This is a genomic window from Candidatus Litorirhabdus singularis, from assembly GCF_026262625.1.
In the GTDB taxonomy this organism is placed as follows: Bacteria; Pseudomonadota; Gammaproteobacteria; order Pseudomonadales; family Halieaceae; genus Litorirhabdus; species Litorirhabdus singularis.
In genome coordinates this window covers 178,098-196,257 of sequence record NZ_SHNN01000002.1, presented here as the reverse complement: position 1 = coordinate 196,257, position 18,160 = coordinate 178,098, and the positions used below count along the sequence as shown (strand labels likewise).

Below are 18,160 nucleotides of genomic sequence, written 5' to 3'. Positions count from 1 at the left end.
GGTCAGCTTTTCCCGACCCTGATACTGGCGTTGACTAGACCACCACGCGCACCTTGATTGATAGATACTTCGCGAATCGCCAGCCCTTCCTCGAACTCGAGTTGATGCATCCACCGCAACAGGCCTGCAAACTGCACATCCTCAAACCGAATCTGGATGTCACCGGAGGCGCTGGGCTGAATGCGGGTAGGCGCTATGCCCTGCTTGGCGGTGGAGCTGTTGATCACTTGATTCAAATTGCTAGCGCGGGAGGGAGCGCCGCTGCTGCGCAACCTCTGTAGCTCTCCAGCCAGGCCTTGTACCCGCTGCAACGACTCACTGATCCGGGAGTTTTGCTGGCTCATATCGGCACGCATAGTCTGCACCGGATTCCATATGGCCACATAAAGCAGATACAGCGCCAATGCTACAGCACAAGCCAACAGAGCCATTTGCTCACGCACATTAAACTGACGCAGCCACTGCTCCACTCTATTTCCTCCCCACGCGCAGGCGCGCCCGTACTTGCTCGCCCTGAGCATTACTATTTTCCATCTCGGCCTCAAGACCGGCACTGGCTAACTGACTGCGGACGCTCTCAACCGCCTTAAAGTCAGGCGCCAGCAAGGTGACACGAACCTCACCCAGCTTACTGCTGTAGTTAATCGTTGCTAGCTGAGTGCCCTGCTGCGACTGAATCACCGCGCCCACAGACTCCAGCAGGCTGACAAAATTACTACTGCCGCCGCTACCGCGCAGCTCCGTAAGCTGACGGTTAAGCTGTTTCTCTGGGTCTACAATGGCACCTCGGGGGTTAACGTCGCGATAGGCTGACTGAATTTGTCCGCGAAGTTTGAGATTCTCGGCTTCCAGCTGAGAGTAATCTACATAGCTGGCCGCAACTTGCAGGCTAAACGCACTGCCCAATAAAATGACCGGCCATCGCCACTGTTGCCACCACTGCCTGAGCGGCAAGCTAATACCGTATTCCTGCTGGCGTAAATTGAGCCGTGGCGAAACATCGCCGCTCAACATCAGCGCGGCAGCGAAGCCACCTTTGCGCCATTGCACCTTTTCACGCAATTCAACCGGGATCAGCTCGGTGTCACCCTGCTGATCCTGTCCATAAATAATGACGGCCGTTACGGTCTCTTGCGGCAGCGCTGCCAACATTGTCGCCAGCATCTCTGGCTCTACGCTGAAGCCGGTACAGTGACCGCTGCGCACAATGGCCATATGGCCTTCATTGACCACCGTGACCTCGCCTTCACGCCAGGGCAATAACAGGGGCTCCGGCTGCCATTGGGTAATGCCAGCAAAAGCTTGTAGACGCTCCAACCAGTCTTGCATGCAGCGATGCGCACAACTGGCTACCGCCAGGCTAAGCTTTGCCACAGGCTGTGCAGCGACGTGCAGGTCTTCGGCATCATTGGCAAATTCGGCTTCCAGCAAAAATGGCAGTGATTTGCGGATATGGCGCCGCTCTGCTGCCGTGAAATGGAATTCACGGAGACACAAATCACCACCCGGCACTGCAAAAATCACCGGAGCACGTTTACCCTGCAGTACCAGCCGCAACTGCTGCGCCTGCGACTCATCAGACAGCGGCCGCGGCTCCGCATTAGCGCCAGGCGGATACCAAAACAGCTCATCGTCAATAATCCTGACTACCGCACTATCGCGCACTTATTCTCTCCGCTGTTTTTACAAGGCATCACTATTACAAGCTACCACTGGCGCGCACCAGAGTAGTAACACTATTATTCTGCCGATGCAGCACACTGTACAAGCGTGATATGCGATCGGCAACATCGACTTCGGCCTCGAATAAAAAGTAATTACTCGATTCGCTGAGACTGGCGCGCAGGCCCGGTGAAATTGTGCGATCTAACAACACTGGGCTGGACAGAAATTCAGTCAAACCCGCAAACCCTGCCGGGCCGCGTAACTCAATCAGCTGCTCACCATCTTCCAGAGTCAATGGACTCAAATCGCCATCACTGTTGATCGACCGTAAAACCCCCAGGGGTGCAGTATGGATATTGATCTTCTGATCAGCAGTCCAGACCGTTACCAGCGGCTGCAGGGCGCGGAATATTTCTGGCGTAACATTGGCTATAGCACGTAGCTCGCTGACACTGACCAACGCTCGATTGGCGGCTCGATACGGCGGCGTCGCATCGTAATAGTAGTCATCCTCAGCGCCATATTCACGCGGATTAGCGTCTACATCTATCCAGTCTGCAACGGCGTGGGTAATCGCTATCGCGTCCTGCAATTGCAATTCAGGGCCCTCAAGTGCCTGTAGTAATCGAATAAACTGCTGCTGCGGCACGGTAAAGCGCTCGGTTTCTGTCGCCTGCCCAGACAGGCTATTAAGATTAAATCGACCTTGCAGATCCTCAAGCTTACCCGCCAGCCAACCGCCGTCATCCAGTGCATAGGGTGGTACCTGCTGCGCCCAGTCCTCAGACAGGTCATCGCGCACTAGATTTCGCGCCGTATCTTCCTCAGTATCACGCAGCAATAACATGGCAGCCAATTCTTCACCGCCGCGTAAATAGGCGTAACCCTGCTCCGCTATGTAACTGTTGGAATGACGCTTCAGCAGCAGGGTATATTCACTGTACATGGGCACCACCAGCGCCATACCAATGGCAAACACCAGCAGCGTAACCACCAGTGCACTGCCACGCTGACGCCAACGTGGACCGGCGCGCTGCATAAGGCGCACTCGCTTACTCACTCTCAGGTAACTCATACAGTCGCCGCAGTTCACCCATGCCTGCCAGCTCTATGACTATTTCAACAGCCTCTGGCGGCGGCAGCACACCCTGCTCCAAAGGATCCAGGGCCCAGTTGCGCGGCCAATCGCGACTGTCGAAATCACCTTCGCGCAACTCCTGCTCCGGGCCCAGAAAGGCGACTTCAAAGCGCTCTACCCCGCTGAGTAATTCAACCCGGGCCGGTTCATTACTATCGGTTCGGTCGAGCACCACATAGCTCACCCGCCATAAAATATTTTCTTCCAGCTCGTACCTGACGCGCTGCAAATGACTGCGCGGCTGCGCATTGGGGTTGTGCCAACCAATCCGGGTAAAACTGAGACTGTTATCGGCCAACTCTCCGCCAATCATGGCTGACTCCAGCGTCCCGAATTCGTCTCGCACCGGGCGATTGACAAATTGTCGCAGGTCGCGACCCAACAGCATCCAGGTGCGATTCAGTTCGGTCGCCTGCCCACCACTGCTACGCAGAGTTTCTATACCGCTAAGCAGGTTGGTAAACGTGGCAAACGCCACACTCACGATGAGTAGCGTCGCCCCCATAGCAATTAGCACCTCAATCAGGGTAAAACCCGGCGAGGAATCAGCCCTCATCTCCCTCACCTCCCTCGTTACCCCCGCCAGCGCCAGCTGTTTGCGCCGTAGGCAGAGTCAGATAACCTACTAGTGTGTATAGAGGGTCAGCATTGCCGTCGGCACTAGCACCGAATACTGCAACGCTAATGCGCATAAACTTTTCCACCGTGGTGGTCTCGCTGGTCATTTCCCATGACCACTCGCGTCCGGACATTTCGTCCACGCCTTCACGCTTACCGCTAAAAATTTGCCCAGTGCGACGCAGCTGTATACGCATCTCTGTCATTTTATTAGCGGCCACCCACTGCGCCACCGATTTCTCGCGCAGGTAACCGATACCGTCGGCCTGCGACCCATAGGCCATCAACAAAGTCGGCAATAGCACCGCTGCGATTATCAGCGCCACCATCACCTCTACCAGGGTAAAGCCGCGTTCAGCCGCGCGGGGTTTCATCATCTGCCAAACCTCGCTGCTTCAGCTCAAAGCGTCCCAGCAGGTCCCAATCCAACAGCCACATAATGTCGCCGCTGTCAGCATCACGCAGCGTCAGTGTGCCGGGGGTCGTTTCCCCACTGCTGTAAAAGATAACCTGTGGCTCAACCGGCTTATCTTCACCTTCCTCCGTATCGCTATCCGTCTGTTCATAACGGGCGTTGGCTGGCAGCTCTTCCACATCCAACAGCACTTCAAGCCCGGCGGGAAAATCCCTTGCTTGGTAAATATCCACATCGGTTTGCGCTGGAATCCAGCCGTTATCGCCGCGCTGCAGCCACTCGTAACTGTAGGCCAAGCTACGTTGCCCCTGCCGCTGACGAATGAGTAAGCCATGATCGCGGCCTGTCAGCTGGGCTTCATCCATCGCATAGGCAGCGATATCGGCAAAGATTCTAACGCTACCGGCAAGCTGCTGCGAGCGACTACCCGAAGATACCGAGACGCCCGCAATAGTTGCGATCATCCCCACGATCACCAGGACCAGCAGCAGCTCCAATAAGCTGAAGCCAGCGTGGCTAGTTTGCTTCGCCGTCATCCCAGTTGCCCAGGTCTCCGTTTTGATCATTGCCACCGGCAAGACCATCGGCACCCAATGAGTAGAGGTCAAAGTCGCCGTTCTCGCCGGGGCTCAGATACAGATAAGGACGCCCCCAGGGATCGAACGGTATCCGCTCCAGATAGCCGCCGGTCTTGAAATTGCGCGGCTCCGGATCCAGCGAAGAACGCTCCACCAGCGCTTCCAGCCCCTGCTCTGAGGTTGGGTAAACAAAATTATCGAGCCGGTATAGCTTGAGCGCGGTCTGTATATTCGCAAAATCAGCATAGACCTTTTTGATCCGCGCATCATCCGCCTGATTCAGCACAGTTGGTGCAACCACACTCACCAGTAGCCCAAGAATAACCAGTACTACCAGAATCTCGACCAGACTAAAGCCACGTTGCTTGTACATTCAGTTCACCATCGTATTCAATTGGAAAATCGGCAGTAATACAGCCAGCACAACCAGCAGCACCATTACTCCCATGAAAATCACCATCAGCGGCTCAAACAAGGCCATCATGGTACCTAGCGCGGTTTCCAGCTCGCGTTCCTGGTTCATCGCCGAGCGCTCCAGCATGTTCTCCAGTTCACCACTGGCCTCGCCGCTAGCCACCATATGCACCATCATCGGTGGAAAGTGACCGCTCTGCTGCAACGCTCTATGCAAGCTGGAACCCTCCTGTACCCGTTCTGCCACATTGACACTGGATTCACGCAGAATCAAATTGGTGAGCACCGCACCGGCAATCCGTAAAGACTCCAGCAGCGGCACCCCGGAAGCCATCAAAATACTCAGCGTCGAGGCAAAGCGTGCCGTATCCAGAGCTTTCAGTAAGCCGGAAATACCCGGTATATAAAGTAGCGTAAGATGCCAACGGCGCCGACGCTGGGGATTACGCAACAGCTGCTGAATCACGACCCCGGTTACCACCACTCCTACCAATACCCAGAGACCAAAATCTCGTATGAAGTCACTGGTGGCGATCAGAATACGCGTCAACAACGGTAACTCGGCATTTGTGTGCGCGAAAATGCCAATCAACTCGGGGACCACAAAAACCATCAGCGCGACCACCACAGTAATGGCCACACCCAACAGGATAAACGGGTAAATCATGGCCATTTTAAGCTTCTGCTGGGTGTACTGGCGCTGCTCTCCGTAGTCCGCCAACTGTTCTAACACAGGGCCCAGAAAACCAGCGGCCTCGCCCGCCGTGACCATGGCGCGATACATTTCATTAAAAATGCGCGGGAACTCGCCCATCGCATAAGCCAGCGTATGCCCCTCCGCAACCCGCGAACGAACCTGCAACAAAACGCCTTTTATACGACTTTTACGGGTCTGCTCTGCCACTGCCTGCAGGCATTCATCCAACGGCAGATTGGATAAGACCAGGGTCGATAACTGACGTGTAATCAGAGCCAGATCGGATGTGCTGACGCGGGCTGCCAGAAACCGGTCTATGCCAGGCCGCGCTGCCTGTGTTGCTTCAGCGACTTCCACCGGGCGCAATTGCTGACCGCGCAGATTGGCCCTTATCTGGCGCTCAGAGTCCCCCTCCAATACGCCTTTAACCAGCTTGCCAGTAGCATTAAGAGCTCGGTAGCGATACGCAGTCATAACCGCTTACGCCGCCGAGGTCACCCGCATGACCTCTTCCATACTGGTTTCTCCGCTCAGCACCCGGCGCTGACCATCTTGGAGTATGCCAGGTGATTCTTTGCGCGCCTGCTCAATCATCGCCGTTTCGCTGGCGCCACTGTGGATCATGGCACGCAGTGCATCGGTCACTTCTATCAGTTCATAGATACCGGTGCGGCCTTTATAGCCGGAATCCTTGCAATGCTCACAGCCTACCGGGCGATAGATTTCCGCCTGCGTTTCACCTAGCCAGGCGGCCTCGACTGCGGTCGCCTGGCGCGGTTCACGACATTCAGTGCACAACAGTCGTACCAGGCGTTGCGCCATCACGCCAATCAAACTGGAAGACAGTAGAAAAGGCTCAATACCCATATCCTGCAAGCGCGTGACCGCGCCAATCGCAGTGTTGGTGTGTAGCGTTGATAGCACCAAGTGACCGGTAAGCGACGCCTGTACCGCTATCTCTGCGGTCTCCAGATCGCGGATCTCCCCGACCATGACTACGTCAGGGTCTTGCCGCAATATCGCACGCAAACCTCGGGCAAACGTCATCTCGACCTTAGTGTTCACCTGAGTTTGACCGATCCCGGGCAACATATATTCAACCGGGTCCTCAATCGTGAGGATATTACGGCTGGCCTCATTAATGTGCGTGAGCCCCGCATAAAGCGTCGTAGTTTTGCCCGAGCCGGTTGGGCCCGTCACCAGAATAATCCCATGTGGCGTAGCTAGCCCGCGGCAATAGCCGGCCAGGACCGATTCGTTCATATGCAGCTGTTCCAGATGCAACTGCCCCGCCTGCTTATCCAATAACCGCAGCACCACGCGCTCACCGTGCGCCGAGGGTATCGTAGACATCCTGATGTCCACCGCATGCCCGGCTATACGCACCGATATACGGCCATCTTGAGGTACCCGCTTTTCAGCGATATCCAGCTTGGCCATCACCTTCAGCCGCGACACCAGCAGCGGTGCCAGCATCCGCTTCGGCGACAAAACCTCTGCCAGCACCCCATCTATGCGATAACGCACTGAGAGTTTTTCTTCAAAGGTTTCAATATGGATATCCGAGGCCTTTTCCCGCACCGCCTGTGAGAGCACCGCATTGATCAGACGAATAATCGGCGCGTCATCCTCGGCGTCCATAAGGTCGCCCAGCTCCGGTATTTCCTCAGCCAGTCGCGACAGATCAATATCAGCGCTCAGGTCCTCTGCCACCTGCGACGCTTCGTTATTATCTCGCTGATAGGCCAGAGTGAGGCGTCTCTGAAAATCCCCATCGGCTACTTTTTCGAGCGTATAAGGTCCCGCCAAAAAGCGGCGCAATTCAGTCAGTACTGTTAAAGGGAGATCATCACGGTGCAACACTACCGGGGTAGCGGCGTCTTCCAACAACACTCCATATTGCTGGGCGAAGGTAAACGGCAGGCTGCGCGCTGCGGTTTCCATCAGGGCCCTTCCGCTGCCGCTGGCTCGTCAGCAGATGTGCTCATCTCCTCCAACTGCTGAATCTGGCTTTCCCATTCCGGCAGGATCGGAATCTCTGACTCATCAAGGAACTCGATGCCAGAGTCGATGCGCATCTGCTGCTGGCCGCGAATATAGCTGTACTTGGCCGCCGTCGCTCCTTCCAAAGCTGCCTCATCACGAATAATGGTCGGCTTGATAAAAATCAGCAAATTGGAGCGGGTCACACTGACCGAGTCTGATCGAAACAAGCGCCCAAGCCAGGGGATGTCACCCAGCAACGGGACTTTTTGGGTGGCATCCTGCACGTCATCCTTGATCAGTCCACCCAGGACTACCGTGCGTCCGTCGCCCGCCAACACCTTGGTTTGAATCTTGCGCTCATTGGTGATGATGTCTGAGGCCAGCAAGCTCAATGCCCCGGTCAGACTGGACACTTCCTGCTCGATATCCAACACCACTGAATCGCCCTCATTAACATGCGGTGTGACCGTCAGCGTAATACCCACGTTTTCGCGCTGAATAGTCTGAAAAGGGTTATTGGGCGTATTGCTGCCGCCAGTGCCGGTGAACGAACCGGTCACAAACGGAACTTCCTGACCCACTGTTATATACGCCTCCTGATTATCCAGCGTCAGCAAACTCGGCGTGGAAAGGATATTCGCATTCGATTCAGATTTGAGCGCGTTAAGGATAACCGCAAAATCAAGCGCGTCGTCCAGCTGCCCCCAGCCCAATGTTGTACCCGGCGTGCCTGCCAGTGCCGACAACAGGCCACCGCGGTCGAAATCACCGCCATCCTCGGGCAAATTTTCTGGCGGGAACAAGCCGTCCGCAATCCCCTGCGCGCGGTTACTGCCATCAACTACATTTGAGCCAAAGGCGCCGTTATCACTGCGAAACAGCCATTGAATCCCCAGATCCTGACCATCAATCAATTCCATCTCAGCGATAATCGCTTCTACCAACACCTGAGCGCGACGAATATCGAGTCGCCGAATAACCGCTTCAATCGACTGCATCTGATCGGTATTGGCGGTAATGATCAAGGCATTAGTACCCGCGTCTGCCTCTATGGTGGCGTTATTGCCAGAGGTACGTTTGGCCTTGTCGCTGGCCTCAAGTTTACCGATATTTTGCATCACCTTGGTGAGCACCATGGCGATGTCTTCAGCCATGGCGTACTCGAGGTACACCACCTTGACGTTGCCGCTTTGCTCTAGAGGTGTGTCTAGGTGTTTGATGAGCTTGCGCATTCGCGCTCGCTCCAATTCGTCACCGCTAATCAATACACTGTTAGTCCGCTTATCGGCAACTAACAGTACCTCGTCTTCCGGTGCACCACTCTTCTTGGCGGTGGTCTTGTTCAGCTCCTCCAGCATGCGCACCACATCATCTGCCACAGCAAACTCCAGCGGCATGATTTCGGTCTGCTGCACCGCGCCCTGATCCATGCGCTCGATAATGCTGCGGATACGCTCTATATTGGCGGCGATATCAGAAATGATGATCGCGTTGGAAGGCGCGTAGGCTGCCATATGTGCCTGCTGTGGCACGAGCGGGCGCAGCACCGGTATCAGTTTGGCCGCCGATATGTTCTCCAGCCGAATCACCTGGGTTACGTACTCGTCATTCTGCTTCAGCACGCCGTCCTGCACCGGTACCGGTGCAGAGCGAGCATCTTTGGAAGGAATGACCCGCACGACATTACCGCTGCGCACAGCGGTATAACCGTGCACATCAAGAATTGACAAAAATAAATCATAAAGTTCTGATTTGGATACCGGCCGCGATGAAACGACCTTGACCTTACCCTTGACCTTGGGATCCACCACAATGGTGGTGTCAGTTGCCTCAGAGACAAACTTGATCAACTCTTGAATGTCGGTTTCTTTGAGGTTAACGGTCCAGTCCTGCGCACTGGCAGCACCGACTCCCAACAAGACCAACAGCAGCGCCTGCAACAGGCCAATGCCTGTATTGCTCAATAGTCCGCTGAATCCTGCCTTCGATCTGTTCACTGCGCCTCCTGCCCGTCTAGCCCTACGCTCAGGGTAACATCTTCTTCACCACGCCTGATTGAAAAACTGGCCTCCTTTGCACTACGCATAACCCGGTATAACTCCATCGCTTTGCCAGGATCATCCAGCTCGATACCATTAACAGCAGTTACTAGATCATTGGGCTGGAAACCCAGGGCTTCAAATTGCTCTTTATCTTTACCGGCGCTGACGCGATAACCCTGTAAACGTCCCTCGTCCCGCACGGCTGAAATTTTCACTACTTCCGCCAGCGACTGGGGGTTACTGTAAAGACGCTCTCGGTAGGATTGTGCCAGCTCCTCAACGTCTTTGGACTGTCGGCGCGTCATCTTTTTCGCTGGCGCCGCCGGTTCTGCCACCAGTGCCGCGCTCGATTCAGCCTCGTTGAATAGCAGGAGCAATTCATATTTACCGCTATTGTTCAGCACCACCCTATCTGGCAGTACTTTGGCCAAGGTCACCCGACCGGAAACCGGCAGCTTGTCATCAATGGCGTATTGCTCCTGTCGCCCCTGGTATTCGATGATCGCGCGTGCGTAACGGGGATCGGGCGAGGTTGCCAGACCCTGAAGGCGCAGACTAAGGCGTGTCTCCTTGGCATTTTTTTCAATGCCATCGGTGTCGGCCGGGGCTGCCTCCGGAACCTCGCTGGCTGCAACCCGGGCCAGTTTCGAATCCTCAGTACCAAACAAATTCCAGGACAACATTTTATCAACGGCCACCGGATCCTGCGATTGTACTGCGCGTGATCCCGTTAGCGGGTTAATCACTACTGTACTGACTCCGGCCGCATCAGGCGCCGGCAATAGCGCCCACAATAATTGCACCAAGGCTAGCAGTATCCATAGCACTGCCAGCACACAAGTCAGACGCAAAATCCTGCGCAGGATGGCGGGTTCGGCGAGGCGCCGGACCTGAGTCGAGGCTAATGCCAATCCCGCGCCCATCCTGTCGTTCAATGATCCGGACCATTCGCTTGCCACTAAAATTTCCGACTACCTGATTGAGAAGAGATTATAACGCAGATTATAGGCGGCCAAGGTGAATTATAAAACCCGCGCCGAGTAAAGAGATGTAAGGACTTAAGCCCTTTTTTAGCTCGCACTGAGGCGCACTGGAGGCCCGTAGGCCGGAACTAGGAACCGACCAAGGCAATCATGACCCCTGCCGCTACCGCAGACCCGATGACACCAGCAACATTAGGGCCCATGGCATGCATCAACAGGAAGTTCTGAGGGTTAGCTTCCAACCCCAGCTTATTCGAGACACGGGCAGCCATGGGTACCGCTGAAACGCCGGCCGAGCCAATAAGTGGATTAATCGGCGTACCACCCAACCGATTCATTAACTTGGCGATAAGCACACCTGAGGCGGTACCGATGGCGAAAGCGACAATACCCAGACCCAGAATACCGAGGGTGTTTACGTCCAGAAATTTGTCCGCCACCAGTTTGGAACCGACCGACAAGCCGAGAAAAATAGTGGTGATATTAATCATCGCGTTGCGGGCAGTATCGGAAAGGCGATCTACCACGCCACACTCGTTCATCAAATTGCCAAAACAAAACATCCCCAACAAGGGCGCTGCAGCTGGCAGTAGCAGCGCCACTAGCACCAATAGCATGAGCGGAAACACGATCTTCTCGCGCTTGGACACGGGCCGCAGCTGCACCATTTCGATACGTCGTTCTTCCGCGGTGGTGAGCGCACGCATGATCGGTGGCTGTATCAAGGGTACCAGTGCCATGTAGGAATAAGCCGCTACCGCAATCGCACCTAGCAAATCCGGTGCCAGAATACTGGAGACATAAATCGCGGTCGGGCCGTCCGCTCCACCAATGATCCCTATGGCGGCGGCCTCCGCCAGTGTGAAATCAAGTATGCCCAGTGAGGACAGGCCCACGGCTCCCAGCACCGTGGCAAAAATACCAAACTGCGCCGCAGCGCCCAGGAACAGTGTTTTCGGATTCGCCAGCAACGGTCCAAAATCCGTCATAGCGCCCACCCCCATGAAAATGACCAGCGGCGCAACACCACTGGCAATGGCGACGGTGTAAAAGCTGTAGAGCATACCATCGCGATACCCACCATCCTGAACCAACTGCTGCACCAGCAATTGCGCGGCGGCTGGCGCCGAGTGGTAGGCGTCGGCCAAAGCGGCCACAGTAAGATTGCTATCGCCCAACGCCAGCGCCAAACCCTGCAGCAACTGAGGGTCAGCGCCGATAATGGCATTATCCAGCGCAGAAAGTGCTAACCCGGCACCGGGTATATTGGCCAAAATGCCGCCAAAACCAATCGGTACCAGCAGCAGCGGCTCAAAGTTACGAGCAATGGCCAGATACAACAGCAGCATACCAATAACCATCATGACGCCCTGCCCCGGCTGTAGCTGAGCCAGACCCGAAGCGCCCCACAGGCTGATCAGATTATCCATGGCTTTAGCCCAACGTCAGCAGGCTGTCGCCAACCGCCACCGCATCGCCTGCGCTCACATCCACGGAGATAACATGCCCGGACTTGGCGGCGCGCACCTCTGTCTCCATTTTCATGGCCTCGAGAATACAAACGATGGCACCTGCTTCAATGCGATCACCGGCCACCACATTGATACTGACGATGTTTCCCGCCAGTGGCGCGGGCACCGGCGCACCGGTTGCTATTGCCGAGGCAGCAGCAGGCGCAGCTGACTGTTGTGCACTACGCACAGAATCTATGTCACCGCCATCCGCCACCTGCACAACATAATCCTGCCCGCCCACCGTCACTGTATAGACAGCCGCCTGACCTATGGCCGCGCTTCCTGTCGCCACAGTCGTAGCCTTGGTCACAGCAGCAGCTGTCGGCGCCTCTTCAAAAGCCGCGGGATTGTCGCGATTCTCAAGAAACTTCAAGGCTACCTGCGGGAACAGGGCGTAGGTCAAAACATCATCAAGCAGCTCCGCTCCAGAGTTCAGGCGCATCTCTCGCTCAGCGGCAATTTCCTGTAACTCCGCTGTTAGCTGGTCAAACTCCGGTTGCAGCAGATCTGCAGGTCGACAGGTGATGGCAGACTCACCCTCCAGCACACGCTTCTGTAGATCAGCATTTACCGGAGCCGGGGTGGAGCCGTATTCACCTTTGAGTACACCCGCCGTTTCGCGACTGATTGACTGATAGCGTTCTCCGGTCAGCACGTTTAGCACCGCCTGCGTCCCAACAATCTGCGAGGTCGGTGTCACCAGCGGCAGATAGCCAAGATCTTTTCGCACCTGCGGTATCTCTTCCAGCACCTCGTCCAACCGCTCCTGCGCGCCTTGCTCTCGCAGCTGGCTTTCCATATTGGTGAGCATGCCGCCTGGGACCTGTGCCACCAGAATGCGAGAATCCACACCACGTAGCGAGCCCTCATAGCGCTCGTACTTACGCCGCACCTCCCTGAAATAACTCGCCACCGATTCCAGCGCCTCAATATCAAGCCCGGTATCGCGACCAGTACCCTGCAGCATCGCCACCACTGTCTCAGTGGGAGAATGCCCATAGGTCATAGACATCGAAGAGATGGAGGTATCAACATTGTCGATACCCGCCTCTACGCACTTAAGAATCGTTGCCGTGGATAGCCCGGTGGTGGCGTGGCAATGCAACTGAATCGGTATCGAGCACGCCGCCTTCAGTCGTGTTACCAGCTCATAGCCATCATAGGGACGCAACAAGCCGGCCATATCCTTGATCGCAATAGAATCGGCACCCATATCTTCAATGCGTTTACCCTGCTCTACCCATGAATCCAGCGTATGCACGGGGCTAACCGTGTAGGAAATTGTGCCCTGGGCATGCTTCTCCACCCGCTTGACGGCCGCCAGCGCAGTTTCAATATTACGCATATCATTCATTGCGTCAAAAACGCGAAACACATCAATCCCGTTGCTGGCTGCGCGTTCCACAAACTTATCGACGACATCGTCAGCATAGTGACGGTAGCCGAGTATATTCTGGCCGCGAAACAGCATTTGCTGCGGCGTATTGGGCATCGCCTTTTTCAGCTCACGAATGCGCTCCCAGGGGTCTTCTCCCAGATAACGAATACAGGCATCGAATGTGGCGCCACCCCATGACTCCAACGACCAAAAACCAATCTTGTCGAGCGCGCCGGCGATCGGCAGCATATCTTCCAACCTGACTCGTGTTGCCAATAACGATTGTGATGCATCGCGCAGCACGACGTCGGTAATTCCCAGAGGCTTGCTGACATCGTTCATCGCTTAGCGTCCTTTGCGGTGATGGTGGATAGCGGCGCTAATGACCGAGAGTAAAACGGGGTCTGTCACGGAAGTGGTCGCCGAAACGGGCAACGGGGCTGCTAAGGTATCTGCAGGCGAAGGTGGAAAGCGTGCAACCAATGCTGACATCACGGTGGTAATAAGCACCAGCAGCGTCAGAAAGATCACTACGGTCCCCATCCCAAACAACATCAGCTCCAACCCTTGTGACATCAAGCTGTGCTGCATAGTTTGCTCCCGATCGCTGTCATAGTAGACGTCCTTATGGCGCGCAAGCGGCGTTAATGCCCACAGTAAAGTTATCCGCTACACACCAGCGCTGAGTATAGCGAAGATTAGGTGGGGTAGCTGCCTTCCTGCCGCGGGATAGAGCGCTTCTGGCGTAGATCCAGCCAGAGGCAAAGCCTCAGTGCTGATCCAGCCGCGGCACCGATGCCAGCAGCGCCTGGGTATAGGGGTGTTGGGGAGCCTGCAGGATCTGTTGCGCAGTGCCCTGCTCCACGATCTTCCCAGCCTGCATAACTCCCACGTGATGCGCTAACGAGGGCACAATCGACAAATCATGGGTTATGAAAAGATAAGAAAGTTCGTATTCTCGCTGCAGTTCTCTCAATAACTCCAGCACCTCGGCACGTATCGACACATCCAACGCACTGGTGGGCTCGTCACAGATAATCAGATCGGGCCGCACTGCCAGCGCTCGGGCGATAGCAATCCGCTGCAGCTGCCCGCCAGAAAACTCATGCGGATAGCGACTGCGGTGATCGGCATTGAGCTGCACCCGTTCCAGTAGTGCCACGATACGCTCTTGCCGCTCTGTCGCACGCGACTCTACCTTGAGGCTCTCCATACCCTCTTCAATAATATCACCCACCGTCATACGCGGATTCATAGACGAATACGGGTCCTGAAAAATGACCTGCATACGCTTACGCAGTGGCAGCATCTGCGCGGTTGAAAAGCTCTCCAGATCTTGCCCATCAAAACTAATACGTCCTGCCGTCGCTCGCTCCAGATTTAGAATCGCCCGCCCCAACGTCGATTTACCACTACCGGACTCGCCAACCAAGGCATAGGTTTCACCGGCACCGATCTGCAAGGAAACGCCGTCTACCGCTCGCGTGTAATCAACGACCCGCTGCAACACGCCTTTACGGATCGGAAAGTGCACTTCGACATCTTCTACCTGCAACAGCGGCACTACCGCTGGGGCCTGCTGAAATTTTTCGAGATCAGGCAAGCTGGCAATCAGGCGCCGCGAATAGTCCTGCTGCGGTGACAGGAAAAACTCCGCGACAGGTGCACTCTCGATAATCTCACCCTGATACATTACTGCGACGCGATCTGCCGTATTTTTGACCACGCCCATGTCGTGAGTGATAAGCAACACCGCCAACTGACGCTTACGGGCCAGTTGGGTAATGAGTTTCAACACCTGATCCTGAATGGTGACATCCAGCGCTGTGGTTGGCTCATCCGCGATCAGCAATTCAGGATCACAGGCCAGCGCCATGGCAATCATGACCCGCTGCTGCTGCCCGCCTGATAGTTGATGTGGATAAAAATCATAACGCGCATCGGCCTCAGGAATACCTACTTCTTCCAGTAATTCGATGACGCGCTGGCGCAATCCAGCGCCGCGCAAAGCCGTATTCAATTTTAGCGTTTCGGCGATTTGCTGACCGGCCTTTTGGACGGGGTTCAGCGCGGTCTGCGCGTTCTGAAAAATCATCGCCACGCGTCGACCGCGCACCGCCTGCATACGCGCCTCGGTGAGACTGAAAATATCGGTGTCCTGCATTGAAACCTGACCGCCAGTAATCTGCAGAGCATCGGGTAATAGACGCATCAGCGACAGTGAGGTGATCGACTTACCACTTCCCGATTCGCCCACCAACGCCAGAATCTCGCCGGCGTCGACGTTGAAACTGACACCTCGCAGCAACTGCTCTGCGCCCGCCTTCACCGCAACCTTCAGATCACGCACTTCAAGTCGACGTTGATTGGGCAGCGAAGGCTTCATGCTTTTGCCTTACCGGTAGTAGTGCGCGGATCAAACGCATCACGTACCAGATCAGAGAACAAATTGGCTGATAGCACCAGCACGAACATAAAAAAGAAGGCGCCGATCAGCGTCCACCAGATAGCTGGTTCGCGCGATAGCTCCGAACGCGCCCCATTGATCATATTGCCCCAACTGGCCATAGATGAGTCTATTCCCACCCCAATATAGGACAGCACGGCCTCCGCCAAGACCAGGGCACTGAAGTCCAGCACAAAGGTAATCAACAGGATATGGACAGTGTTCGGCAGTATGTGACGAATAATAATCCGCGGGTTACTGACCCCAAAGGCACGCGCCGCCTGCACATAGCCGAGCTGACTTATCTTCAGAGTCTCTGCCCGCATCAAGCGACACAGACTGGACCAACTGGTTACGCCAAGAATGAAGCAAAGCGCCACAAAGCGTGCGTCCGCTTTCTGCAGTCCCACCTCAAAAATATCGGGGTTTATGTCGATGTATACCTGAAACAACAGTACCGACGCAGCAATCAACAATATGCCGGGAATCGAGCTTAGCGTGGTATACAGATACTGCACGGCGTCATCCACCCAGCCCCGGTAATAACCTGCGGCAACGCCCAGAGTCACCGCGATGGGCAACATGATCAGCGTCGCCAGCGTACCGAGTAACACGCCGGTGCGAATACCTTTGATCGTTTTATAAAGCACATCTGCGCCGCCAAGGTCGGTGCCCAACACATGGTAAAGACTGTTGAGGTGCAAGGCCCAACTAAACAGGCAGATAACCGCTGCCTGCGTTGCCCAGGCCGCATGCCAGGGTAAACTACTATGCCGCAACCACCACCACTGCGGCGCAATCACCACCAGTGATATCAGCAGTCCCACAAACAGCGCCAGTAAGGTCTGCTGCAGAATATCCTGCCCGCGATCACTGGGCTGCGCCAAATGCTTACCCGCATGCAGCAACGGCGGAAAATCACGGATATCGTTACCGTTGGCGTCCTTCATGTTTTGTTTTTCGAAGGAGATGAGTGCGAATGGCGCGGAATAAGTGCGCTCATGCAACTCCCCCATATTACCCATACCCAAATCCAGCAGACTGTGGACGCGGTTATCATAGGACACCATGTCACTGGACTGACCCTCCACCCGGTCCAGCGCATAACGAAAGTGAACAGAATCAAGCAGCGCAACCGCGATATAGCAGGCCATAATAACGAAGCTGATCATACCCAGCCGGTTGCCGAAGACCTGCCGCCAACGCGCGCTCAACTGCGGATCGTTGCGCAACGTATAGAAAAAGCTCACCAGTGCTATCACTAGCATGAAAATAAGCACATCTGACCAAAGCAAAAGGAATTTCATCAGTCCAGCCGCACCCTTGGGTCGGCCAACGTATAAGAAATATCAGTCAGTATCAGGCCGACGATATACAGAATCGAACCAATGAAAACCATCGCTCGCACTATGGCGAAATCCTGCGCGCGAATGGCATCCAGCATATAACTGCCCAGACCGGGTATCGCGAAAAAGGACTCCATCAACAGGCTGCCCATGAACAGACTGGGGATCACCACCACCACACCAGTCAATATGGGAATCAGGGCATTGGGTAGAATATGTTTGAACAAAATGGCCACCTCGCTCAGGCCCTTGGCCCGTGCGGTGCGCACATAGTCCTGATTCGCCTCCTCCAGAAACAAAGTGCGATACCAGCGCGCGCCGGACCCAATGCCGGCAACCACCCCGATGATCACCGGCAGAATGAGAAATTTCCAGGCCTGCGCATCAGCGTTAAAACCGGAAATAGGCACCAGTCGCCAGGTTTTAGCCACCAGATACTGCCCGCCAATAATGTAAAACAGATACGAAATCGACATCAGCACCACAAACAGCGCGACTGCCCAGCGATCAAGCTTGGTGGCATGGAACATAACGACCAACAATGCCACGCAGATATTCACCCAGATGCCCAATACGAAACTGGGAAGCGCCAGCGCCAGGCTGGGCCACATACGCTGAGACACATCACCGGTAATATCACGACCACTTTCGGAACGGCCGAAATCAAAGGTAAATAGCCGCACCGATTTGGTGAAGAAAATGGTCTCGGTAACACTCGACACACCACCGGCGTCAGCATTGTAAAACGAGGGTTTATCGTAGCCGTGCTGCTCCTTCCAGTTCTGAATAGCCGCCGGCGTCACATACTTATCTCCCAACTGTGAACGCGCAATATCGTCCGGGCTGTTAACCACGAAAAACAGCGAAAACGTCAGCAGGTTAATGCCTATGAGTATGGGAATGGCGTAGAGGATACGTCGTACGATATAGGCAAACATGG

17 protein-coding genes are annotated in these 18,160 nt (G+C 55.2%); all 17 read right to left on the bottom strand.

From position 1 onward, the window contains the following. Positions 1-2: 2 nt before the first annotated feature. The 17 genes from gspM to EYC98_RS09185 all read right to left on the bottom strand — a co-directional run bounded on the left by gspM (position 3) and on the right by EYC98_RS09185 (position 18,158). A complete protein-coding gene (gspM, locus tag EYC98_RS09265) occupies positions 3-470 on the bottom strand; it encodes a type II secretion system protein GspM (RefSeq protein ID WP_279245066.1) in 468 nt (155 codons plus the stop codon). A 1-nt stretch (position 471) separates the two neighbouring features. After that, positions 472-1,665, bottom strand: coding sequence for a type II secretion system protein GspL (gene gspL, locus EYC98_RS09260; protein ID WP_279245065.1), 1,194 nt, complete (start codon positions 1,663-1,665; stop codon positions 472-474). Between the two features lie 34 nt (positions 1,666-1,699). Next, positions 1,700-2,740 (bottom strand): type II secretion system minor pseudopilin GspK, encoded by a 1,041-nt coding sequence (gene gspK / locus EYC98_RS09255; protein WP_279245064.1) that lies wholly within the window; start codon positions 2,738-2,740, stop codon positions 1,700-1,702. Beyond that, the gene (gene gspJ, locus EYC98_RS09250) at positions 2,718-3,359 is read right to left on the bottom strand and encodes a type II secretion system minor pseudopilin GspJ (RefSeq protein WP_279245063.1); all 642 of its coding nucleotides are present in this window, start codon (positions 3,357-3,359) and stop codon (positions 2,718-2,720) included. The genes gspK and gspJ overlap by 23 nt, the downstream gene beginning before the upstream one ends. Beyond that, complete coding sequence (gene gspI / locus EYC98_RS09245) at positions 3,349-3,798, bottom strand: type II secretion system minor pseudopilin GspI (RefSeq protein WP_279245062.1); 450 nt, start codon at positions 3,796-3,798, stop codon at positions 3,349-3,351. Before gspI ends, gspJ begins: the two co-directional genes overlap by 11 nt. After that, positions 3,776-4,372, bottom strand: coding sequence for a GspH/FimT family pseudopilin (locus tag EYC98_RS09240; RefSeq protein ID WP_279245061.1), 597 nt, complete (start codon positions 4,370-4,372; stop codon positions 3,776-3,778). Before EYC98_RS09240 ends, gspI begins: the two co-directional genes overlap by 23 nt. After that, on the bottom strand, positions 4,353-4,787 hold the full coding sequence (gspG, locus tag EYC98_RS09235) for a type II secretion system major pseudopilin GspG (protein ID WP_279245060.1): 435 nt from the start codon (positions 4,785-4,787) through the stop codon (positions 4,353-4,355). Before gspG ends, EYC98_RS09240 begins: the two co-directional genes overlap by 20 nt. Beyond that, complete coding sequence (gene gspF / locus EYC98_RS09230) at positions 4,788-5,999, bottom strand: type II secretion system inner membrane protein GspF (RefSeq protein ID WP_279245059.1); 1,212 nt, start codon at positions 5,997-5,999, stop codon at positions 4,788-4,790. It abuts the gene before it with no gap. Positions 6,000-6,005: 6 nt separating this feature from the next. After that, positions 6,006-7,469, bottom strand: coding sequence for a type II secretion system ATPase GspE (gspE, locus tag EYC98_RS09225; protein ID WP_279245058.1), 1,464 nt, complete (start codon positions 7,467-7,469; stop codon positions 6,006-6,008). Further along, positions 7,469-9,508: a type II secretion system secretin GspD gene (gene gspD, locus EYC98_RS09220; protein ID WP_279245057.1), complete on the bottom strand. Its 2,040-nt coding sequence runs from the start codon at positions 9,506-9,508 to the stop codon at positions 7,469-7,471. The genes gspE and gspD overlap by 1 nt, the downstream gene beginning before the upstream one ends. After that, the gene (gspC, locus tag EYC98_RS09215) at positions 9,505-10,512 is read right to left on the bottom strand and encodes a type II secretion system protein GspC (RefSeq protein ID WP_279245056.1); all 1,008 of its coding nucleotides are present in this window, start codon (positions 10,510-10,512) and stop codon (positions 9,505-9,507) included. Before gspC ends, gspD begins: the two co-directional genes overlap by 4 nt. Positions 10,513-10,664: 152 nt before the next feature. After that, positions 10,665-11,966 carry a sodium ion-translocating decarboxylase subunit beta gene (locus tag EYC98_RS09210; protein WP_279245055.1) on the bottom strand — a complete coding sequence of 434 codons (1,302 nt, stop codon included), beginning with the start codon at positions 11,964-11,966 and terminating at the stop codon, positions 10,665-10,667. A 4-nt stretch (positions 11,967-11,970) separates the two neighbouring features. Beyond that, positions 11,971-13,770, bottom strand: coding sequence for a sodium-extruding oxaloacetate decarboxylase subunit alpha (gene oadA, locus EYC98_RS09205; RefSeq protein ID WP_279245054.1), 1,800 nt, complete (start codon positions 13,768-13,770; stop codon positions 11,971-11,973). Positions 13,771-13,773: 3 nt separating this feature from the next. Continuing rightward, complete coding sequence (locus tag EYC98_RS09200) at positions 13,774-14,019, bottom strand: OadG family protein (protein ID WP_279245053.1); 246 nt, start codon at positions 14,017-14,019, stop codon at positions 13,774-13,776. A 178-nt stretch (positions 14,020-14,197) separates the two neighbouring features. Next, complete coding sequence (locus tag EYC98_RS09195; protein ID WP_279245052.1) at positions 14,198-15,814, bottom strand: ABC transporter ATP-binding protein; 1,617 nt, start codon at positions 15,812-15,814, stop codon at positions 14,198-14,200. Further along, positions 15,811-17,181: an ABC transporter permease gene (locus EYC98_RS09190; RefSeq protein WP_279245051.1), complete on the bottom strand. Its 1,371-nt coding sequence runs from the start codon at positions 17,179-17,181 to the stop codon at positions 15,811-15,813. Before EYC98_RS09190 ends, EYC98_RS09195 begins: the two co-directional genes overlap by 4 nt. Next, complete coding sequence (locus EYC98_RS09185) at positions 17,181-18,158, bottom strand: ABC transporter permease (RefSeq protein WP_279245050.1); 978 nt, start codon at positions 18,156-18,158, stop codon at positions 17,181-17,183. Before EYC98_RS09185 ends, EYC98_RS09190 begins: the two co-directional genes overlap by 1 nt. Positions 18,159-18,160: the final 2 nt, after the last annotated feature.